This is a genomic window from Nostoc linckia z4 (assembly GCF_002608075.1).
Classification (GTDB): Bacteria; Cyanobacteriota; Cyanobacteriia; order Cyanobacteriales; family Nostocaceae; genus Nostoc; species Nostoc linckia.
Map to the genome: position 1 here is coordinate 95,832 of NZ_LAHA01000014.1, position 22,203 is coordinate 118,034.

A 22,203-nucleotide genomic window follows, 5' to 3' on the forward strand; every position below is an offset into this window, starting at 1 on the left:
CACTTTTTACTTTTTACTTTCTACTTCTATGGCCGTAACAGTCTTAGTTCCTACAGCTCTTCAACAATTTACTAATAACCAAGCTACCGTAGAATCCAGTGGTAGCACTATTGCTGAACTTGTGGATTCATTAGAAAAAAGCTTTCCTGGATTTAAATCGCGATTATGTGATGAAGAAGGAAAGCTACGGCGGTTTGTGAATTTTTACCTCAATGACGAAGATATTCGTTTTTTAAAAGGTGCAGACACACGGCTCAATGATGGTGATGAAGTCAGTATTGTCCCCGCTGTTGCTGGTGGTTGATACTAAAAATACCTAGAAGATGTAGAGACGTTGCAATGCAACGTCTCTACAGCGATTTTGATATCTTGTTTGGTTAATTGCAAATTGTTTTAACTGAGCTTTGATGGTCTATCTGGTTACATCTTAACCGTGATTGCAAAGCGTCGATTTTTTCTAAAAGCGACATTCCCCATAAAATAGAAATCACCAACTTGATGGTCATACCCAGAAGCAAAAGTGCAACAATTCTAGAAGATCTTTTTTGTTGAGCAAGTCTTTTTTGTTCTTCTGCTAGTCTGGCTTCAACTTCTTTGGCACGTTCAGCTTCTAATGCTTTTTGCACTTCTCGCCGGTCTAATTCTTCACTCGCAGCTAAAAATTGATAATCTAAGTTGCTCAAGTTTTTGCCATTGGCCCAAGTTTGAGCGTCAATTAAAGCTTGACCGCGCAAGAGGCGAGATTCATCTTGTTGCTTTGAGGCTACCCATGCATTGAAACTTTCGTAGTAGGGGCGCAAGTTAGCTAATTTTTTTCCAACCCACTCTAGATTGAAAACTTCTTCATAAATGCGGTTTTTGATGTGGAGAAAACCTTGCTTTTTAATCACCAAACCAGACAGTAACAGTTCTACCTGTTCTCGGCTATCGTCAATAGGTACTTTAACTCCTTGGAGGGTTTGTTGATAAATTCCCAGCAATCTAGCGGCAAATTGTTCATTTCTGAGAATGCGATCGCGAATTGTCCTCAGATGTTCTGGTTCATCTTGGGATTCCCATTTTTCAATAATATGCGATCGCACTACATTTTCTATCCAAAATTCTTCTGTTCCTGGAGGAATTCTCAATTTTCTACCCAATTCGTCTTGAGATAAACTCACAAGCAGCCGACATAATTTTTGGGTCAAAAATGGTTGCCCTTGTGTCCAAGACAAGATTTCTTGTAAGACTTTTTGGGCATGATTACCTTGAATATTCAGCCCCAAAGCCAATGGTTGAGCTTCTTCAAATGTAAAACCATTTACTTCTATAGCTTTGCCAATATTAAATGGGGTTGTATGATTTCGATATAAAATTAAGTCTGAAGGTGTAGCAACGCCGAAAATTGCAAAGGTAATTCGATGATACTCTGGATTAATTGCTCGTTGGTTGTAGCAATACCTAATCAAGCTAAAAAAGTCATCAACTGGAAAATCTAAACTCAGAATACTATCAATTTCATCAATAAAAATAAATAATCTTTCGTTAGGAAACTTATCTAGGAGTACTTCTGAAATAAAATGACTGAGTTTTTGCACCAAAGAAATATCTTTTTTTTCTTGCCACCAGGTTTTTAAATTAACTTTTCCTAACAACTGAAAACCTAACCATAAATCCCCCGCTACTCCTTTGTACCATTGTTCCGGAGTGATATTCTCACAACCAATATTAGTCATATCAACGGTGGCACATCGAAAACCCTCTTGTTGTAAGCGATGTTTTGTTTTGACCATCAATGAGGATTTACCCATTTGTCTACAGCTGAGAATATAGCAAAAGTCACCTTGTTTTAAAGCATTGTACAGTTCTATATCTGCTTTGCGCTCAACATAGCTAGGAGAATCACTGGTGAGAGTACCACCAACTTGGTATCGATAATTGTTCATTTGATTTCAAATTTTAAATATATTTTTTTTTCATCAAATAAGTTAGGGAACTCCAAAAATAAATTATTCCAGTTAATGGGTTGAACGCCAATTGCTTCTCCTGTGGTCGCCGCTGTGCGTAGCTTGCTTAAGAGGAGGGGTAAAAGCCTGGGAAGCCGTCCAACGCACTGTGAACCGTTAACAGTCAACAGTCAATAGTTAACAATCTTCTATGGAATATTTTTTTACTTGGAAGTCCCTTATCTAAAAATCATAAATATTTTAATTATTTATCTATCAAGGTTTTACCAGAAGTATTGACATCCTGAGTGTTTTAATATCTTACATTAGCATTAAAATTTCATTATTTATGTAAATGTACTTAGCTTTTATTTGGTAATAATAGCATACTACTGAATAAATTACGCTTAATGTGAATTAAAGAAGTTGACATTGAACAACGAGAACATTCATGCCAAAACAAAACGTCAAAGAAAGTTGGAAAAGTGCGTTTTAGTGGTAAAAGTAAGAAGTGTTTGCAATAATCTTGCATTTGAGCAATATTAAACCACAGACACACAGAGAACACAGAGAAAGAAAAAAAGATTACGGCTATTTTAGTCTGGTGGCGCTACTACAGGTAACCTAACAGTTACAGTAGTTCCTGTTAATAGTTCAGAAAAGATTAATAACTCCCCATTATGAGCATTTACTATGCGTTTGGTGATGGCAAGTCCTAACCCAGTACCACCAGTTTTTGTAGAGAAAAATGGCGTAGCAAGCTTAGCGATAACTTCCGATGGAATTGGTTCGCCACTATTTTGGACATTAATACAGACTTTATCTGTTTGAGCAAAGTCTACTGTCCACTTAATCACATCTCCTGGGGCTACTGCCTCACAAGCATTACGCACGATATTAATAAATACTTGTTTAAGTTTGTCTTTATCGCCCAAAATTTTGATCGGAGACGATGCTGGAATAAATTCAATTTTTCGTTCTACAGTTTCTGGCATTTCACGGATGGATAAAAGTAACTCACCAATGAATTCATTTACGTCCAATGCAAAAAGTTGCAAAACTTGGGGTTTAGCGTAGAGTAAAATTTCACTCAATAAACGTTCTAAACGGCTAGCTTCGCTGAGGGCTAATGCTAATCGTTCTTGAGCCGATTCAGTTAGAATTGTTTTGCGGAAATACTTTAATCCCATCAGCATTGTAGTCAAGGGATTACGAATTTCATGGACAATAATAGCAGCAAATTCACCAATAGCTGCTAGTCGTTCTTGTTCTACTAATTTGGCTTGGGCTGCTTTTAATTCTGCCGTGCGTTTTTCTACTTCGGCCTCCAAGATATGATTAAATTGACACTGTTGCTGATAGAGATGATAGTGATCAATGGCGGTGGCTGCTCGTTCTGCAAATAATTCCACAATTTGGATTTCATCACCAGAAAACTCCCGTGGCTGGCGATGAAAAGAACAAATAGTACCAAATACTTCCCCTTGGGAAGTTTGCAACGGTATTCCTAAATATGCTCGATAACCAGGTGCAGGTTTGCCGTATTCTGAATTGGCCACAGCATCTTTAACCGCTAATGTACGTCCAGTTTGCAAAACTGTAGCAATTAGCCGACCATGCAAAGCATAAACACGGGGCGCATCTTCCGCCATTTCCAAACTACTTGCTAGAACAGTTTCAAATCCCTCTTGACAAAAAGTGACAACTGTCCAATCTACTCTAATTAATTCGCTGACTCCGCAGGCAATGTTATGCAAATAGCTTCCCAGTTCACCAGTTCGATAGTTTAAAGAAGACAAACGTGCTATGATTTGTCGCTCGCGCTGCCAAGTTTGGTTATGTAAAAACCCTTCGTCATCATTGCTTTTGCTCATGGATGCCTATTGCATGACTGAGAAAAATAATTTAAAAAATAAGAATTAAGAATTCAGAATTCAGAAATCAGAATCTGAGGTATTTATCTAAAAAATAACTGTAAGTAGCAACTCCCTAAATTAGACTAAGATAAAAAGATTTTACTAAAAATGTATGTTATTTGTATACAACTAAATTATGAAATTTTACTTAAGCTAAATGTAAATTTATACAACAATTCCAGAGCTAAAACTAAATGATGTTATTAGCACTCCAGTAGAACAATACCAAGGTTAGAATTAAAAACCACAGAACCCCAACTTTTCAAAAAAGTCGGGGTTATTGTTAATAAATAATTTAATTTTTCCAGGCGATCGCTTGTTAAGTTACTTCACTTCATTGGGATCGAACTTTGTCACTTTGCCTTTTTTAATGGCGACAATTACATCATAAGTTGAACAGTAAGAAAATGTGACATCATTAGCTTTGTTATAGAGATTAACTACATGACCTGCTCCACCTGGTTGGATACCAATTGGTTCTAAGTCACCGTAAAAGAAACGACGCAGTTGGTCGCCGCTACCAATTTGACCTTTACTCTTATTGAGCAAATCTAGTTTTTGGGAGACAGAAAATTGTTCGGCCGCTGATGCTTGAATTAATGAAGGATTAATCGCCTTGAGTGGCACATCCCAAACCGTGAAAAAACCAACTAAGGCTACGCTTGTAAGTAGTGGCGCAAGTTTCATTTGTGGCTCCTGAAGTTTTATTTGTCCCGCACAACCAAAGCATCGCAGTTGGGACTGAACAACAAATGAAACTGAGGCAGTAGTTTCCTGAATTTCTGACTCAATAAAATTTACTCAATTCTCAGCATTTTTTCAGGGAACAATGGTGGTCACAACTTAAAGGTGAATTTAAGTATTTTTTCAGCAAAACCTCATTTTTAAGTGGAATAAAGCAAATTAAGATAATGAAAAACGCCTTGATTGCGGTGATGTGATTGTGAGTAGAGCTAAAAAAATACCCCGCTTCATTCCTCGAAAAATTTCCGGACAAACATATCTCTGGCTAGCAATGCTAATTTTTGGAGCATCTAGCGCAGTCACCCGCAAGCTTACAGAAATTGGTGCCCAACATTTTATGGGCACTCGCAATCCCATTTCTTTGTGTAATGTTTTATTCGTAGGCAACCTCTGTGCCTTGATACTTCTAATTGTAATTTATGGGCGACAGTGGAACAAAACGACTTTAAAGCAGCTTTCCCAGAAAGATTGGATTAGTCTAACAGCAGTAGCTATCCTATCAGGAGCGCTTGCCCCTGGCTTAATTTTTCAAGCACTAGCACTGACGGGGGTAAACAACATTATCTTAGTTGGACGCTTGGAACCACCATTAACTTTGGTTTTATCCATTTGGTTATTGAGCGAACAAGTACATCTTTGGGAAATTGCAGGAGCGATCGCAGCCTTTGTTGGCGTTATCCTAACTATTATTCTCCAACCCCCACAACAAGCAATGATGAACATGGGGGGTTTGAGTTTAGGTTTAGGGGAACTTTTGGCAGTAGCTGGAGCGATAGCTGTATCCGCCTCTACAATTATTGGCAAGAAATACCTTTCGCAGATTCCTTTAGGAATCTATAGCATCTTTCGCACTGCACTAGGAACAATAATCTTTTTCTTTATTGCTTTAGTACTTTATGGTAGAGATCATTTTGCTGATGTACTCTCGCCATTTCTTTGGCAATGGATGTTTTTATATGGTGGATTGATTGTAGTAGTGGGTCAGTCATTTTGGATTAAAGGCCTAAAAACTTCCACTGTATCTATGGCTTCCTTAATCGGTTCATTTAGCCCAATAGCAGGCATTCTAGCAGCCTATTTGATATTAGGTGAAGTACCTACCTTAGCTCAATATATTGGCGGTAGCTTGATTTTATTAGGCATATCCCTCAGCCAGCTTGGCATTAGACGTAAAACCAATAACAGAATAGCCTCTGCCAAAGTCAATTCCATGCAAACACAACAACAGGTAGAAACTAATATGGGATTTAAAGGGATTTAAGGGGATGGGGCATGGGGCATGGGGCATTGGGGATGGGAAGAGGACAAGGTAGACAAGGTAGACAAGGGAGAAAGATTGCTACCTTGTCTCCCTTGTCTCCCTTGTCTCCCCCATCTCCCCCTCTTCCCCATCTCCCCATCTCCCCATCTCCCCATCTCCCCAACTCCCCAACTCCCCATCTCCCCAACGACACTAGTATGTCAAAATAAAAATACCCGATATCTCAAGGTGAGCGATCGCTCAATCAAGCAAGATTAAAGGATTGACCTGAGTAATGGCAGAAGAACCGAATCACAATGAAGCGGGAGAGGTAGCTCCCAGCACTGTTGACAAGCAGGCTCCCAGTGTCGCTGAAGAAAAGGCTCCCAGTACAGACTCATCCCAAGCGACAGACATCCCTACTGCCAACACGCCAGATCCTAAGGCCGCAAACCCGGAAGATAACCCCAATGCTGCTAAACCTGCTGCGGCTTCAGCCAAACGCGAAAAACCAGCCACCGCAGGAGAAGAAAAACCAGCCGCCGCAGCTAAAGCCCCTAAGAAAGAAAAAGCCCCATCTGTTGAAGATAAACCATTTGTAGAGTTTATTGAGCAAGACTATTTGCCAGCTTTACAAAAAGCCATCGCTCAGCAAGGCGTACAAGATTTAAAAGTGGCTTTTGCTAAGCAAAAGGTTCCAATCAAGGGCTTTGAATCAGCTGAAGAATCCTGGCAAATTATCGGCAGTTGGCAAAACGGTTTGTACAATTTTAATTTGTATTTTCCTGAAGAAGATATTCAAGGGAAAAAGGGTTTTTCTTGTAATGAAGGCAAACAACCCAGCACCCTTGAGTCATTCTTAATTGATGAGCGCAAAACTACACTAGACCTCTTGGTATTTGGCCTAGTGCAGCGTTTAAACGGTCAAAAGTGGCTAAGTACAAATTAGTCATAGGGCATAGGGCATAGGGCATTGGTTATTCTCCGTGTCCCGAATACGGTTTGGGGAAAGGGGAAAGGGGAAAGGGGAAAGGGGAAAGGGAAAAGGGGAAAGGGAAAAGGGGAAAGGGAAAAGGGGAAAGGGAAAAGGGGAAAGGGGAAAGGGAAAAGGGGAAAGGTTTCAAATACATCCTTTACCCCTTACCTATTAACCTTTTTCCAGACCACAAGGGAAGTTCATACTGCTTATCCGAACCCTATTTTCCGCGTCTTTGCGTCTTTGCGTCTCCGTGTCTCCGTGTCTCCGTGTCCCCGTGTCCCCGCGTCTCCGTGTCCCCGCGTCCCCACGTCCCCATGTCCCCATATCTCCCTACAACCTTTAAAGTTCATGGAAATGATAGGTAACGGCTCCAGTAATGGGGTCGTTATCGATTTTTACATAACCTGATTTATACATTTCTTTGAGAGCTTTTTCGACTTCAGCAAAGCTAGCTCCTGTTCCTTTCACACCTTGGGTAACAGTGAGACTACCACCCCTGTTTTCTGCCACTTCAATGAGTTTAATCATCAGCTGATTTCCAGTTGGGGAGTGAACTTGAGTAGCGATCGCTGTAGGCTCATTTAAAGGTACACCAAATGGGGATACACCTGCTTTTAGTCTGAGATTGGCCTCGTATTCGTCAACCATACTAGGGACGAGAAGCAAATCCACAGCTTGTCCAATGTAAAATAAACCAAAAGTACACAGCCATAACAATCCCGTGCCGATTTTGCCATTGTATAAGCGGTGTAGTCCTCCTAAGCCAAAAAATCCGACTCCACACAAGATGTAAGAGACAAGAAGTCGGTCTTGGTGCTGATTCTTTTCAGGATTCATCTTGTTGTCAACCCTTTGGATTTGCTCTTGTTGTTTAAAATAGGTGTTTCATACTGTTTTATTTGAGAGCAGTATGAATAGCTAAGTTCATATCTTGCGCCAGTTATTTGATGAGAATTTTTTTAATTTGGCACTGCTGAGTATCCCGCTTAAACCCTGATTTTTTTGTTATGTAAAGTGCCTTGTCTACATTTGTTAATAACGGTGCAAGCTCTGGAGTAAAGTAATTAGAAGTAGTTACTGATAGTGCCAGTCATAGATTATTAATTTAAAGATAAGCAACTTATTGATAAGGCCGCTTTATTTATTGTAGTCAGAACCACAGAAAATGACTGTAAAAGTGGGGACTGATGACTGATGACTGGGGACTGGTGAGTTATTATTATCGCCTGCCCCTTGCCCCCTGCTACTGTCCCTCATCTCCCGGTTGGTGAGCGTACTTCGACTCCGCTCAGTACAAGTTCGCGTAGCGTCTCGTAGAGAAGTCGAACTGCATCCCCCTCATCTTCCCGCCTCCCCACTTACTTTTTGTTGCAACTCTTAACGTTTTGCTTACTTATTTCTCGCCCGCGCCTTGGTAGACTGAACTTTATACAAATGAATTATTTGTCGGCTGTTGAGCGTTACCAGAACAGATAAAAAGGCGTCAGTAAAACCTGTTTCCTTTAGGGATGGGATAAAAGATGCCCCGACACCGTTAATTTTTGACTGATGAGAGCCAGCTGCTTTTACTCTAAAAACCAGAGCAACGCACTAGCTACTGTCAACAGTCAACAATCAACAGTCAACTGTTAACGTTGCCTTTCTGGTGTACTCAAGATAATAAAGACACTCATTGCAATCAAGACATGGTAGATTCCCTCAAAAAACCAGGCTTTGAAGAAATACGGCCAGGAATTAAAGTCCCCGCGAAAGAAACTCTGTTAACACCTCGGTTTTATACTACCGATTTTGATGAAATGTCGCGGATGGATATTTCCGTCAATGAAGACGAGTTAAGAGCCATTCTCGAAGAATTTCGCGCTGACTACAATCGCCATCACTTTGTTCGGGATGCCGAGTTTGAACAATCCTGGGATCATATTGATGGAGACACTCGTCGGTTGTTTGTTGAATTTCTAGAACGTTCCTGTACAGCAGAGTTTTCTGGGTTTTTGCTGTATAAAGAACTCGGCCGTCGTTTGAAAGACAAAAGCCCCGTCTTGGCAGAGTGCTTTAACCTGATGTCACGGGATGAAGCACGTCACGCTGGCTTTTTGAATAAAGCCATGTCTGACTTTAATCTGTCCCTAGATTTAGGGTTTTTGACTAAGAGCCGTAATTATACCTTCTTTAAGCCAAAATTTATCTTCTACGCTACTTATCTTTCTGAGAAGATTGGTTACTGGCGCTATATCACCATTTACCGTCATTTAGAAGCACATCCCGAAGACCGGATTTATCCGATTTTCCGGTTCTTTGAAAACTGGTGTCAAGATGAAAACCGTCACGGTGATTTCTTCGATGCGGTGATGAAATCCCAACCGCAAATGCTCAATGATTGGAAGGCGCGGCTATGGAGTCGGTTCTTCTTGTTGTCAGTGTTTGCAACAATGTATCTCAATGACATCCAACGCAAGGACTTTTATGCGACCTTGGGACTGGATGCGCGAGAATACGACATCCATGTAATTAAGAAGACCAATGAAACCGCAGGTAGAGTATTCCCGTTGATGCTGGATGTGGAAAATCCAGAGTTTTATGAACGGTTGGATGTTTGTGTAAACAATAACGAAAAGCTGAGTGCGATCGCTAACTCCAATACTCCCAAATTCCTGCAATTCTTCCAAAAACTGCCAATTCTCGTCTCCACTGGCTGGCAGTTATTACGGCTGTACTTGATGAAACCCATTGACGCTGCTTCTGCTCAAGGCGCAGTTCGTTAAGTCATCACAATTTTGCAAAAGCTCAGTGGTTCTGTTGATTGCAGAACCACTTTTTTGTCGATATTCATAAAAATCACTATTTGTCAATAGTTTTAGGCAATTAATTTTACCGTGTGAGAGGTGGTGGCGATCGTAAAAAATTACCTTTCAATTATCCGTCGAATAAAAGCCATTGCCTTGCTAACCCATCCCTGGTTAGAAGATACTTCATTAGCAATTACTGACTTTTGTTCATGAGTTTCAATTTCTAAAATTTTCTGTATAGCGGATCTTGTGTTTGGTTCAATCTCTAAAATGTTGTGATACTTTTCCTTTGCAAGAGCGTATTCTCCTTGAATTATTAAATAATGTCCATATTCGGAAAGTGCATTACAATATCCCTCCTTAAAAGATTGATAATCCGCTTGTAAAAGTTGTTCGTAAAGTTCTAGGGATTTTTCAAAATCTTTCGCTTGTAAATATTGCTCAGCCAAAGACACTGAAATATTAAAATCATTAGGCTTTAGCAATAAAGCCTGTTCGTAAAGCTGTAATGCTAACTGGTTTTGTCCCTGTTGACACCAATAATTTGCTGCTCCCATTAGGTTCTTAACAATATCTTCTTGTTCCTTTTGTGTTTGTAATTCTGCTTGTGATTCCTGTCTTTTTATGAAAGACAAAAAATTTTGTATTTGATATTGTAATGGATGATATTGTAGCAACCAAAAACGGATTAGTTCAACTGTAAGTTTGCCTCCATCATCAGATAAATAACTGTTTTCAATTAGTCTTTCCCATGCCTGATATAACTGTTCTGTCTGAACTATATTATTTCTAATCAGCAAATCTAATGGTTCTTCTGGAAATCTCCTTTGTGTCTCAATCGCTATCTTTTGAGCTTCGGCTACAGCTGACATAATGATTCTTTCTTCGTCAGTGAGTACCTGCCAAAAACTTTGCAAGAAGGAATCGGCTTTTTCAATTGCTCGGTATAAAATATACTCTACGTCACCACGTTCAATAGTCCATTTATTATTTTCTCTTGCTTGTTCAAAAAGAACAGAACAAATAACTTGAGTAAAACATGGGTGTCCCGCTGAAAGTTGTAAAATTTCCTTTATTGCTTCTGGTTGATATGTCAAAATCCCTTCAGCAGGATTAGTAATCATTCGTTCGGCGCTAATATCATCTAGCAAACCAATTGATTGGTGTGGCGCACTCATAAATAAACGTAGTAAGTTTGGGAAATCAGTAAGATAGCCTTCAATTACTGGAATGATAAATAATTTATCGTGTTCTTTCAATAATTTTTTTAAATATGGGTAAAAAGTCTGTTGTTCAACTATATTTATATCGCTTATATTTATATCACTCTTATTTACAACATCGAATTCATCAATGAGTAATACTATTTTTTTATCTTTGATTTCTTGATAAATATTTAGTAAAAATAATTCCGAAAATAAATTTATATCTTCTTCTAATTGTGTAATTGTTGGTATTTCTAAATTATCTGCTTCTATGCCAATTTCCTCTATAATTGCTATAGCTAGATTATGAATGATATTACTGAGACTTGACTGACTTTGATGTTGCAAGTCAAATTGAACAAAAATAAAGTCATTAGATTTAATAAAATTTGAAATTTGTCGCAATACAGAAGACTTTCCAATACCTCTTTGACCATGTAACAAAATAACTTTCACATCTTGGTTCAGATTATCTTCAATAAAATGGAATACATGTTCACGACCAAAAAATTTATCTCTTTCATGAATTGGACGACCAATAATGTAAGGATTGCGAACAAATCGATTACGTGAATTTCTCTCCAAATTCTGATCTTCATAAATTGGACGTTCGTAAGTTATGACAGTTTCTTCATTCTTAGTTACCACTTGAGTAACGCTAATTTGCCCAAGACTTAACACCCTAATTGGCACCCCCCAACTATTCGCTAAGGTTACCGTAATTTCTCCCTGCATTTCTTCTTGCGCTGCTGTCAGCAAAAACTCCGCTGCTCCATAACTCCCGCCAAAGCGGTGTAAAACCACAGCTGGCTCACCCAAAGGCTGACAAATAAACAATTGCGAAGTATCCAACATACAGTAAATTGGATACTCTTCTTCCTCATAAGGCCACTCATCCTCAGATGATTGCAAGTCAATTGTCATCAGGTAAGTTTTACCCACCTGTGCTTGACGCGGGTAGCTAATAATAGGCTGAATAGATAAGGCTAATTGTTGAGTATTAGACATTAGGCTATTCTCCTTGTCGAGTGAGCCGGAGTACAGTCATTGGATTGCCGTAGTAAACATACATGAATCTGTATATTAAAGATAAAAGCTGTTTTTCAGTTGGGTTATCGCCTAAATTTTCTACTGCCTTTAACCGTAGCTTTTTTAGTATTGCAGCAACGGAAAGCTGAGGGAAAGTTAAAGATTCTTTAATTAACTCACAAGCAAATTCCGCTGCATAAATGTCACCCACAGCAGCTAATGTACCAATTACACCCCGCGCCCCTTGAGCTAAAAAAAGTTCTATAAAACCCATGCGATAGCTGTGGCGAATAACAGGATCGACTTGCTCACGAGCAGAATGACAAGCATTAATAAAGACAATTCCTTGAGATTGTTGAACCAGATTTAGTGGAAATTTACTTAAAGTTTCTAAGTTTAACTGTTGGTTCTCTTTTGAACCCGATCCCAGAGCCATTTCCTTTGGGCTATTTTTAAAGGTTCCATGACAAGAGATATAAACAAAACTATGGTCAGCATAATCGTATTGTAAATGAGTATGGAATTTATATATACTATTATCTTCACTGCTTTTGTAGATTGTTCCTTGCAATTTTGTTAAAGTTTTAAGTTCATCTTTTGCTCCTTCTAATTCTGTATCGAGTACATAGGCAACTGTTTTACCGCAGGACATATCTGCTTTAAAGTTCAACTCAATATAATTATCATTAACAATGCTAATAACTTTTCGCCAACGAACTGTTGTAATTAAAGCACCTATGTATTGATGTGGCGATTGATAAGGCGATAATTCTAACATCTCCCAAGGAATTTCAAAATCTGTGTGATCGGCTATTACTAAACATAAATGTTCGCCAAATTCATCCCTTAGATCCTTTATCCACTTACGAAGCTCAAGATTTACATGGGAAAAATTCTTCATCCGCTTTTTAATTTCGTCGGGATAAACTTTCTCTGTTACTTGCTTTCCTAAAGAAAGCTCAGGTTTATTTTCTGGGTCAGTTCGGTCTAGTTTTTTGTATAAATGACCTCCCCAGACACTATATTTATTCTCTCCATATTCAGAAATATGTAAAATTGCCACATTTGCTGGTGGCTTGATTGTGATGTAAAGTTTCTTAGCCTCAGGTAATTCTGGTTCTGTTACAATTTCTGTACCTTTTGGTATCGACGGCGTAGTTGGTGTTAGCTTTACTGTCTCTGAAGCTTCAAAAGGTAATTCTTTGGTTCGACTCGAAACTTTTGGTGAAGCGATCGCTCTTTGAATCAAAGACTTTGGTTTATCAGCCATCATTCCTCCTCCACTATCCCCAGTGGTGGAATCGAAACCACAGATGCACCCATTTTTTCAGCTAGTTCTAAGGGCAAATCTCGATATTGTTTGGGCTGGGGATTCAGCAAAACTCTCTTGACTCTATCCAATTTCCCGATACTTTCAGCTACCAGCAAAGCATCTTCTACGCCTTTACGTCCCACAGGCTTTTTAATAGAACCGTCTAGTGGTACATTCCCCCGCCCGTCACTAATTACCACCAGTACCGCCTCCTGTACTGCACTACGTCCGTGTTGCAGTGCATGGCGTAGGGTCTGCAACCCTAATTGCAAACCATGAGCAAGGGGAGTTGCTTTACCGCGTCCGGCTTCTAGTCCCGCATTAATCCGAGGCACAAGTATATTGTGTGCCATGATGCGCTCAGCTTGTAACAAATTGCTAGCATTTGCCGCCCCCACCTGGATTAAACAAACACTAGCTCTCTCTACATACGCCCAACTGAGGTAGGGCAATAATTGTTCTTGCCAGTCGCAATCTTGTAAGCAGGTATGATCGAGTACCAGCATCAGCATTTGCTCTGCTACAGGCGATCGCCGATAAGAATAAAAATCTGTAGGAGACAATAAAAGTAACGATTTTTCGCTCGCCGTTTCATTTTTGCGACGAATTGGCTGATATTTTGCCGCTTCCAACAATGTCGGCACTAATGCTATGTCTTGCAGAGTTTTCGCCTTTTCCACGCCTATAATCGAACCTCTAGGCGCAGCCTTCGACCGGAAACGCCTTGTAGGCAACCTTAGTGAATCTACTTCTCGCTCAACAGTCGCGGTATCCTCTGGATAAGGATTTTCTAGCTTAGAAGTCAGGTTCAGGGGTATTGATGGTAAAAGCTTAGGTTTATCTGGCTGATACACAAGCTCAGATATCTTCTCTGTTGTACCTGGGAGTTGTGAATTTTGCTTTTCTGATGGTGGTTTTTTTTCTTTAGGCGTGGGTTCTGGGGGAAGTTCAGGAATCGGATTTGGTGTTTCTTTTATTGGTTCGCTGATAAGTTCCAAACCAATCATTTGAGCCGCAATATCTACATGATTTGCGCCCATTTCATCTGCACCCTCTAGCCGCACATTTGCCAAAGACAATCGCGCTAAAGCAATTTCTCTGCGTGGATAAATTTCCGGTTGTGAGGTGTAATTCAGTATCCTGGTTATGGCTTTGGGGCTAATTTGAGGATGATGTTGCAGACTTTTTTTAAGTTTGTCGCTAATTTCAATTGGTAAAGGTTCAGGTTTCTTGGCTTTTTCTAATCCTTCGTCATCAATCAATTCCAGAATTTCCTTTGCCCTATCCGTCGTCTTCCTTATCTGTCCTTTTAACCGCAGAGCAAATCTGTCTAACAAGTGCGGAGAAACCATTCCCACTTCACTTACAGCACAACCCGCCAACCAACAAATATTCGGTTGGAATTGGCTTTGCTGTCCGTGACGTTCCAGGTGTGCCACATCTGCTCCCATTAGCACCACACAAGCTCGTGCTGCTGCGAGACTCAGCTTAGTCAAGTCTGGAATTATCGCCAAGCAAAATTGGGAATCATTTGTCAGCAAACCCGGTTTCCATTCCAAGGCCTGTTTTTCTGATTGAGCGCTTAACTGCCAGCTACCCCAGAGGTTTTCTTCAGACTCAAAGCTGTTGAGATATACAGTTTTCACTGGATAGCCAACGACAACCTCCAGCATGTCGGCTGTGATTTGAGCAGCCAACTGCAACACTTCCAGAGAGCTATCAAACAGCAGGATACTTCGCAAGCCTGGAGTGATGGCAGCACAGGCAAGCGATCGCGTAAATGAGTCATCCAAACTGAGTCGAAATGATTCTGCCAACTCAGTCACCTTCCAGATCTAAAATATCTCTTACAATCTGCTGATATTTTTCATTCCACAGCATCTGACTGTTCTGGAGGCCTTCGGGGTGACGATGCTGGAGTGCCATCTGAACCACAGTTGCCACATGTTCGTTTGTTACTTCTTCCACACCCTGAAGTGCTGCATAGGCACGAGCAGCCAAAGCGATAGTATAGTCACCACGGTTACCTTCGGCTTTGACAGCTGCTGCTAACTTCACGCAGTTTCTCGCAATGTTTTCAGGAACTGTAACAGAGGAAAACTTTTCCCTAGCTTTTTCCAGTACATTTTTGCGTTTTTTATCTTCTTCTAAAGCGTCATTAATATAAGGCGGCAATTTCTTCTCAGTTTCAGGTACATCCTTGCGTTTTTTATCTTTTTCTAATTTGTTGAATTCAGTTACTGCTTCATCGAACTCTAAAACCGTTTGCAGAATTTTTACTCGTTCATCCTCATTAGCTTCTGCTGTAACGCTGACCATTAAACCAAAACGGTCTAGTAACTGTGGTCGCAGTCCCCCTTCTTCTGGGTTCATCGTTCCCACCAGTGTAAAGGAAACTGACAGTTGTTTATTCTGCCCATCTCGTTGCACCTCTAGGATTCCTGTTGAGGTGACATCGAGAATAATATTCACGATATGGTCATCAAGTAGATTCACCTCATCAATATAAAGTAAGCTGCCATCTGCATCTGTGAGCAATCCTGGTTGCGGTTCCAGCTGGCTTTGCATTAATTTATCAATTTGCCAACCCCCAACTACTCGGTCTTCTGTAGCATTAATTGGTAAAGTAACCGGGAGTCCAGCGTACATCATCTGAGTAAAAGCCCGTACAGCCGTAGATTTACCAGTTCCCCGTTGTCCACTCAGTAACACACCACCAATGCGTGGGGCGATATATGCCAACTCCAAAGCTAGTTTTAGCTGTTTTTGACCAACAATCAGCGAATAAGGCAATATTTTAGCTAATGGCGAAACTGATTCCACAGTCATAGCGATTTTGGATTTTAGATTTTGGATTAAAAGCCTTTAGTGCCAATTTGCTATTGCTACTCAGAATTCAGAATTCAGAATTCAGAAGACTTAGAGGTTGTTTGAAAAGTAATTGGCTGTGATTTTAATTACGTTGTTACCCCCTTAGCCCCACGCCACTTGCTACCCTACGGGTTCCGCTTTAGCGGTACAAGTCGGCAGAGCCGACGCCAGTCGCTCATGGGGAGCCAGTGCGTTGGGCGGCTCTGCCGACTTGAAGCAACTGGCGTGGAAACCCCCAAGACCGCGCTGGCTCCCCAACGCAGTGGCTCCCCTTATCAAGGGGGGAAACAAGAAAAATCCGGTTCCCTCCCCTTTATAACGCTACGGTGTACACACAAGTCTCTTGATCTGCACCTTTGTTGCATCGCCCTGCAACTTTGTTGTATCGCCCTGCACCTTTGTTGCATCGCTCTGCACCTTTGTTGCATCGACTCACACCTTTGTTGTATCGCTCTGCACGTTTGTTGTATCGACTCGCACCTTTGTTGCATCGACCTACAAAAATTAACCCACCCTATGTTACGAAGCAACTTTAAAAGACTTGTGTGTACACCGTAGCCTTTATAAGGGGAGGGTTAGGGTGGGGTAAAAATATTTGGCACATCACTCATAACTTTTCAAACATCCTCTCATACCATTTCCTTGTAAGGCTGCGCCAAATTTTTTTAGCTTCTTCTTCTTTCTTTGCGTGCTTTGCACGGCAGTTGCTTCAAGTCGGGGAACCCGCCCAACGCACTGCCTCGTCTTTGCGGTAGCCTGCGGCAAGCCGCTGACGCTCCTTCTCTGCGAGACGCTGCGCGAACGTCGCTACCGCTTCGCTAATGCGTCTACATTTTTTATCATATAGTTTGGCGTATATTCATACAAAATTGGTATTAGAAACAAAAGTAAAGCTCGTAGTAAGCGCTTCAGCGCTAAAGCGCTTACTACAAACCTTTAATTTCATTCAGGGGACTTAGTTAGGTGCTGAAGTGAGCGATTGTTGAGAAGTGTCCTGAGTGATTAATTGTTGCGGAGTTTCCTTGAGTTTCCATTTCATGGTGACTTGCATTTGTGCTTCCCCACTAGCTTTTGCTATTACTGGTATGACTGCACCCACCTCAGAACCAACCTTGATACCCAGTTGCAGCTCTAATTCATCGGGCTTGGCAGCCTCATGCATTTGTTGAAAACTTTGTATAGCTTTGGCAGCACATTCACGCGCTAGCCTTATGCCCTCTCCAAAAACATCACCCACATCCTGGACAGCTTGGGCAACCCTTTGCCGAGAATCGCCTCTTGTATTCCCATAGGGATCGTATCCATTATTTACATTTGCATCAGGTTGTTGATCTACTTCAATGAAAATCTCAACTAGCTGTCCTTCAACCTCGCTCGTACTTTTAATAATCGCCACAGGTATTACTCCACCTAAGATTTAACTTCCGTAGGGTAGATACATGTTATTTTCACACTATTACGGATGATTTTCTCAGTAGGTAGCAATGAGGCGCAATGTCTACGACGATCTTCTCTACGAGACGCTCCGCGAACGCTAACGCACTTTCACCGAATTTTAGATTTTAGATTTTAGATTTTAAATTTTGGATTGAAGATTCAAAATTCCGCGCGTCCCCGCGTCCCCGCCTCTCCGTGTCCCCGCGTCTCCGCGTCTCCGCGTCCCCGTGTCTCCGTGTCTCCGTGTCTCCGTGTCCCCGCGTCCCCGCGTCCCGCGTCCCCGCGTCCCCGCGTCCCCGCCTCTCCGCGTCCCCGCGTCTCCGTGTCCCCGCGTCCCCGTGTCCCCGTGTCCCCGCGTCCCCGTGTCCCCGCGTCCCCGTGTCCCCGCGTCCCCGCGTCCCCGCGTCCCCGCATCAGCCTTGACTACAAGTATTCAACCTCACATAACATTATTCCTGCACAGTCATCGGTAGACGAATAGTAAAAGTAGAACCAATTCCCGGCTGACTGTTGACAATAATTTCACCGCCCATCATTTGGCAAAAATGACGGCTAATTGCCAAACCCAGTCCTGTACCACCGTATCTTTTCGTAGTGGATGTATCTCCTTGTGTAAAAGGTTGAAATAACTGTTGCTGTTGACGGTGAGACATACCTATGCCTGTGTCGCTGACAGTAAAAGTAATGCTCCCTAAAGGAGCTTCTGGTGTAAAATCGTCTTTTTCTCTTCTGACTCTCAGAGTCACCTTGCCGTTTGTCGTGAATTTACCTGCATTACTCAGTAGATTTAATAACACTTGGCGCATCCTTGTTTGATCGGCGTACATAGTGCCAAGTTGGTCATCCAAATCGACTTCTAAGACATTAGCATTTTTTTCTATAGTTGGTTTGACTGTGAGGACGACGTTATGAATTAGGGTTGCAATCTCGAATGTCTCTGGATAGAGAGTCATTTTCCCGGCTTCAATTTTTGACAAGTCGAGAATGTCGTTAATGAGTTCTAATAAATGCCTACCAGCAGAGTTAATTGTTTCTAAGTCTGTGATAAAGTCAACTGATAAACCAAGATCGGTTGCGTCGTCTTCTAAAAGTTGGCTCAAGCCAATCACAGCATTTAATGGTGTGCGTAACTCGTGGCTGACATTTGCCAAAAATATGCTTTTTGCCTTGCTAGCAGCTTCAGCTAATTCTTTAGCTTGTTGTAATTCTCTAGTTCGCTCAGAAACTGCCTCAATCAAACGATTCAGAGATTTGGCGAGTAGACCAATTTCATCTTCAGTGGTGATGGGAGCTCGCAAATCAAAATTAGATTTTCTCGCTACTTGCTCAGCCACTTGGGTTACGGTGATGACTGGCTCAGCGATCGCTCGACTAGTCCGCCAAGCTACAATAGCTGCGATGGCAACGGAAACGAGCATACTCGCAATTATAATAAACCGCTCAACTATTTTTGCCTCTTCAACGGCTCTTTGCCTTTGTTGCTCTTGATCTTCGGCAGTTTGCAGGATATTGGACAAATTTTGCGAAAGTTGATCTAGCCGCACCGCTGTATCGCTACGCATAATTTCTAATAACTGCGATCGCGCCAAAGATATTTCCTGTTGCTGTACTGGCTGGTAATCAACTTTGCTTAAAACCGCTTCTATTTGGTCAACATAAGCTTTTAAATTAGTATTATAATCCTGCAACAAAGTCTGTAAAGTAGAACTTGTTGCGGCTAGTCTGTGAGGTTTGCTGTCGATAAATCCGTTAATTTCTGATTCTAGTTGCTTAGCTTTTTCAAAACTTTTGAGAAAATCAGCTTTTTTACTTTGTAACCGTTGTGAATTTTCCAACAAAGCAACTAAATTAGAACTATGCAATTGTGCCCCTACTACTGCATCCTTATAATTACTCAGTAGTTGTCCTTGTTCGTGGGCTTGATTGAACTGCCTGACTTCCCTTCCGCGGTAATAGTTGGCGATTACCAACCCAGTCAACGAACCAAAAAAGCCAATTCCAATAGCTACAAAATAGCCATAGCCAATTTTTTGATGAATGCGCCAAGAACTGGCTTTAAGTTTCCCTCGCGAGGGAAATTCTATTGTGGGGAGTTCGTCTGTTGATGGCTCTGACGCTGACACTTTTTTGTTTTCTGAACTGCTGTCAATAGGGGTTGGCTTTTGAGTCGGCATTTCTCAAACCTCCTTGCCTTCCCGCAAACATCACCAAATCAGTCTAGCTTGTACAAACACTTCAACTGGTGGTTAACATCTAGATTATCCTCTTTTATAGCAAGAGCAAATCATTCGTTACCAATTAATTAGGATAGGCTTATGTTTGGGCATTAGGAGTTAGGAGTTAGGAGTTAGGAGTTAGGAGTTAGGAGTTAGGAGTTAGGAGTTAGGAGTTGGGAATTCTCACCTCTGCTCCCTGCCCCATGCCTCATGCCCCACGCCCCATGTCCAATGCCCCATGCCCAATACCCAATGCCCAATGCCCCATGCCTTAAGATAGCTTTAATATCCGATAAAATCGGTTTTTAAGCTTATATAAATGAGAGGTGGATTAATTTTTGCATGATTTGTATCTAGATTTAGTACGATTATGGGCAAATGACACGAAATCGGATAATCTACAACCTGAGGATTCGAGTTGATGACAAAAAATACAACTCAGGAAGCTGATTATAATACATTCTGCTGCCTTGTGAGTTCTATCATACTACTGACTTTCTACCTTGTAGTTGATGCAGTAGATGTTACGGGCAATTATGGTTATAGGATACTAAAATCATTTTTTTGCCCTTGACTCAATTGTGGTGGTAGATTCGTACATTACCTAATCAACAGCCTTTTGGTTGTAATTATCCACATTAAAAAAACTCAACTGTCAAATTTATTGGGAGTAAAAATGCCAGAACAAGATTTTACGGAAACCACATCCAAAGAGGCTACAGTGCCAGAAATCAACACCCAAACGGGAACCATTACCAAACTCCAGCCTCCCGCCCAGCCCCAAGACGAATGGCTAAAATATGGGGAGCAAATTTCTAGCTTTTTAGCATCGTTACCTGAATACGTCGGAAACTTCTTTAAGCAATATAAGCAGCCCTTGGTTAGCGTTGGTCTAATTGTGGGAGCAATTGTTGGAGTTAAAGTACTCTTGGCAGTATTGGATGCTCTAAATGATATTCCCTTGGTGGCTCCTACTTTTGAGTTGATTGGTATTGGCTACTCTGCTTGGTTTGTTTACCGCTATTTACTCAAAGCCTCAACTAGAAAAGAGTTAACTTCTGAAATCACTACTCTTAAATCACAAGTTGTTGGTAAACAAGTTCCAGAAGCTTAATATCTGAACTTTTGCTTCTCTTATCAAGACGCTACGCCAATGCTCTCATTCAAAATCACGCCTGATTTTATAATCTCCACCCACTCGTCTGGATTTTGCTAGGCGTAGCGTCTTTCATAGGAGAAGTTTCGATCTAAAAATCAGGTTGATTGTTGATTGTTGACTGATGACTGGGGACTGGTGAGTGGTGACTAGTTAATTATTATTCTCCCCTGCTCCCTGGCTACACAATAATGAAATATTTTTTCCTTGGAAGTTTATTATTGAGATGATCCGCCTGCTGATAAGTTAACCTTTGGGTTTTGTTTTGGAAGGGGTAATGGTTCTGACGGGTTATACCTACGCACTATGTTTTCAGATGAAATTGCCTTCAATTTACCTTGTTTGACTAAAGCTTGATGAATCATCGCCGCCACTTCACCACGAGTTGCTACTTTGTTGGGAGCAAGGATTTGTAGGTTTGGATAGTTAACGACAAGTTCATTAGCTGTAGCAGCAGCTATTTTAGCTCTAGCATATGACGGGATATCTTTAGCATCTTCATAAACACTTAAAATCTGATTTGGCGAATTAGGTGTTTTCAAATTCAATCCACTAGCAAGGGCAACTAAAACCTGTACTCTTGAAATATTTTGTTGTGGCTTGAAGGTTTTTTCTGGGTAGCCTTTGAGAAATCCGTTGCTGATGGCTTGGTTAATTGCTGAATTTGCCCAAAATGTTGTTGGTACATCTTGAAAGGCGATGGCGTTCTTAGAAATTTCTTGGTTAAAAGCTTTTTGTAGTATGGCAGCAAATTCAGCGCGGTTTACAGGCTGGTTTGGTCTAAAAGAATAATCAGGAAATCCTTTGAGAATACTACGAGAAGAGAGAACATCTATAAAACGCCGACCCCAGAAGTTACTAGGCACATCATTGAATGCAATTGGCGGTGGAATAATTGATTTTGGTTTTGCTGGGGTTACTAAAGGTAACGCTGATGATGCAATTGAGGACTCAAGCCCTAATGAAGAGGATACAGGTATTTGTGGTTGTGGAGATTGAGTCGGAGTTACTTTAGGAGATGATAAGACTTCAGGGTAAGGAGTTGGGCTATTAGTCGGTAATAAAGGTGTTTTGCGTTCAACAGTTGCAGTTGGAGAAGAGTTGAATTCAGAAGCTGGATTTGGTTCTACTTTGGGAGTAGGAGAAGGCGATACTTTATCGGGGTAAGGGCTAGCAGAACTAGTGGGGGAAGGCGAGAGCAAACTGTTGAAATTCCAACTAGAATCTCTGCGTGACAATGACCAAAAAAGAATTGCTCCAATAGTAGTGAAAGCAACTAAAATCGCTATAAATTCATCAAAGCCAAGGGCAGTTCTTTGAGATGACTCAGGTTCGGAAGGAGGTCTATTTGTCATCGCGATCGCACCTGGTAGCAGTAAAATCTGTG

General features: G+C 41.1%; 20 protein-coding genes. 7 read left to right on the plus strand and 13 right to left on the minus strand.

Annotated features, from left to right (window positions below; translation table 11 throughout):
- Positions 1-28 precede the first annotated feature (28 nt).
- Complete coding sequence (locus tag VF06_RS14115) at positions 29-304, plus strand: MoaD/ThiS family protein (protein WP_099066857.1); 276 nt, start codon at positions 29-31, stop codon at positions 302-304.
- A gap of 73 nt (positions 305-377) precedes the next feature.
- Here VF06_RS14115 and VF06_RS14120 read toward each other — a convergent pair whose 3' ends face one another.
- From VF06_RS14120 to VF06_RS14135, 3 genes are all read right to left on the minus strand, one after another.
- Positions 378-1,925 (minus strand): AAA-like domain-containing protein, encoded by a 1,548-nt coding sequence (locus tag VF06_RS14120; RefSeq protein ID WP_099066858.1) that lies wholly within the window; start codon positions 1,923-1,925, stop codon positions 378-380.
- Between the two features lie 596 nt (positions 1,926-2,521).
- Entirely contained in the window at positions 2,522-3,799 is a 1,278-nt protein-coding gene (locus VF06_RS14130; protein ID WP_099066860.1) for a GAF domain-containing sensor histidine kinase, read from the minus strand.
- Positions 3,800-4,165: 366 nt separating this feature from the next.
- Entirely contained in the window at positions 4,166-4,528 is a 363-nt protein-coding gene (locus VF06_RS14135; protein WP_099066861.1) for a hypothetical protein, read from the minus strand.
- A gap of 328 nt (positions 4,529-4,856) precedes the next feature.
- On the opposite strand from VF06_RS14135, the gene VF06_RS14140 reads away from it, so the two are divergent.
- A complete protein-coding gene (locus VF06_RS14140) occupies positions 4,857-5,846 on the plus strand; it encodes a DMT family transporter (protein WP_371411476.1) in 990 nt (329 codons plus the stop codon).
- On the opposite strand, the gene VF06_RS14145 is transcribed toward VF06_RS14140, so the two are convergent.
- On the minus strand, positions 5,843-6,025 hold the full coding sequence (locus VF06_RS14145; protein ID WP_180267491.1) for a hypothetical protein: 183 nt from the start codon (positions 6,023-6,025) through the stop codon (positions 5,843-5,845). The genes VF06_RS14140 and VF06_RS14145 overlap by 4 nt on opposite strands.
- A 95-nt stretch (positions 6,026-6,120) precedes the next feature.
- Here VF06_RS14145 and VF06_RS14150 point away from each other — a divergent pair, with 95 nt between their 5' ends.
- Positions 6,121-6,774 (plus strand): DUF2996 domain-containing protein, encoded by a 654-nt coding sequence (locus VF06_RS14150; protein ID WP_099066864.1) that lies wholly within the window; start codon positions 6,121-6,123, stop codon positions 6,772-6,774.
- Positions 6,775-6,972: 198 nt separating this feature from the next.
- Here the strand turns inward: VF06_RS14150 and VF06_RS42030 are convergent, their stop codons facing one another.
- Both VF06_RS42030 and VF06_RS14155 read right to left on the minus strand, forming a co-directional pair.
- On the minus strand, positions 6,973-7,128 hold the full coding sequence (locus VF06_RS42030; protein WP_180267490.1) for a hypothetical protein: 156 nt from the start codon (positions 7,126-7,128) through the stop codon (positions 6,973-6,975).
- 15 nt (positions 7,129-7,143) lie between these two features.
- Complete coding sequence (locus VF06_RS14155; protein WP_099066865.1) at positions 7,144-7,641, minus strand: TM2 domain-containing protein; 498 nt, start codon at positions 7,639-7,641, stop codon at positions 7,144-7,146.
- 848 nt (positions 7,642-8,489) lie between these two features.
- On the opposite strand from VF06_RS14155, the gene acsF reads away from it, so the two are divergent.
- A complete protein-coding gene (gene acsF / locus VF06_RS14160) occupies positions 8,490-9,566 on the plus strand; it encodes a magnesium-protoporphyrin IX monomethyl ester (oxidative) cyclase (RefSeq protein WP_099066866.1) in 1,077 nt (358 codons plus the stop codon).
- Between the two features lie 140 nt (positions 9,567-9,706).
- On the opposite strand, the gene VF06_RS14165 is transcribed toward acsF, so the two are convergent.
- The 4 genes from VF06_RS14165 to VF06_RS14180 are packed head-to-tail and all read right to left on the minus strand — an operon-like array spanning position 9,707 to position 15,965.
- Positions 9,707-11,803 (minus strand): tetratricopeptide repeat protein, encoded by a 2,097-nt coding sequence (locus VF06_RS14165; protein ID WP_099066867.1) that lies wholly within the window; start codon positions 11,801-11,803, stop codon positions 9,707-9,709.
- A gap of 4 nt (positions 11,804-11,807) precedes the next feature.
- The gene (locus VF06_RS14170) at positions 11,808-13,097 is read right to left on the minus strand and encodes a CHAT domain-containing protein (protein ID WP_099066868.1); all 1,290 of its coding nucleotides are present in this window, start codon (positions 13,095-13,097) and stop codon (positions 11,808-11,810) included.
- The gene (locus tag VF06_RS14175) at positions 13,094-14,953 is read right to left on the minus strand and encodes a hypothetical protein (RefSeq protein ID WP_143861657.1); all 1,860 of its coding nucleotides are present in this window, start codon (positions 14,951-14,953) and stop codon (positions 13,094-13,096) included. Before VF06_RS14175 ends, VF06_RS14170 begins: the two co-directional genes overlap by 4 nt.
- Position 14,954: 1 nt before the next feature.
- Complete coding sequence (locus VF06_RS14180) at positions 14,955-15,965, minus strand: AAA family ATPase (RefSeq protein WP_099066870.1); 1,011 nt, start codon at positions 15,963-15,965, stop codon at positions 14,955-14,957.
- A gap of 398 nt (positions 15,966-16,363) precedes the next feature.
- Between VF06_RS14180 and VF06_RS39155 the strand changes: the two genes are divergently transcribed.
- Entirely contained in the window at positions 16,364-16,543 is a 180-nt protein-coding gene (locus VF06_RS39155) for a hypothetical protein (protein WP_143861656.1), read from the plus strand.
- 419 nt (positions 16,544-16,962) lie between these two features.
- On the opposite strand, the gene VF06_RS14185 is transcribed toward VF06_RS39155, so the two are convergent.
- Positions 16,963-17,403 carry a CU044_2847 family protein gene (locus VF06_RS14185; RefSeq protein WP_099066871.1) on the minus strand — a complete coding sequence of 147 codons (441 nt, stop codon included), beginning with the start codon at positions 17,401-17,403 and terminating at the stop codon, positions 16,963-16,965.
- A gap of 192 nt (positions 17,404-17,595) precedes the next feature.
- Here VF06_RS14185 and VF06_RS40735 point away from each other — a divergent pair, with 192 nt between their 5' ends.
- The gene (locus tag VF06_RS40735) at positions 17,596-17,925 is read left to right on the plus strand and encodes a hypothetical protein (RefSeq protein ID WP_180267919.1); all 330 of its coding nucleotides are present in this window, start codon (positions 17,596-17,598) and stop codon (positions 17,923-17,925) included.
- On the opposite strand, the gene VF06_RS14195 is transcribed toward VF06_RS40735, so the two are convergent.
- A complete protein-coding gene (locus VF06_RS14195) occupies positions 17,894-19,618 on the minus strand; it encodes a sensor histidine kinase (protein ID WP_099066873.1) in 1,725 nt (574 codons plus the stop codon). The two genes, VF06_RS40735 and VF06_RS14195, sit on opposite strands and share 32 nt — an antisense overlap.
- Positions 19,619-20,336: 718 nt before the next feature.
- Here VF06_RS14195 and VF06_RS14200 point away from each other — a divergent pair.
- Positions 20,337-20,774: a CAAD domain-containing protein gene (locus VF06_RS14200; RefSeq protein ID WP_099066874.1), complete on the plus strand. Its 438-nt coding sequence runs from the start codon at positions 20,337-20,339 to the stop codon at positions 20,772-20,774.
- Between the two features lie 260 nt (positions 20,775-21,034).
- Here the strand turns inward: VF06_RS14200 and VF06_RS14205 are convergent, their stop codons facing one another.
- Complete coding sequence (locus VF06_RS14205; RefSeq protein WP_099066875.1) at positions 21,035-22,171, minus strand: S-layer homology domain-containing protein; 1,137 nt, start codon at positions 22,169-22,171, stop codon at positions 21,035-21,037.
- Between the last annotated feature and the right edge of the window lie 32 nt (positions 22,172-22,203).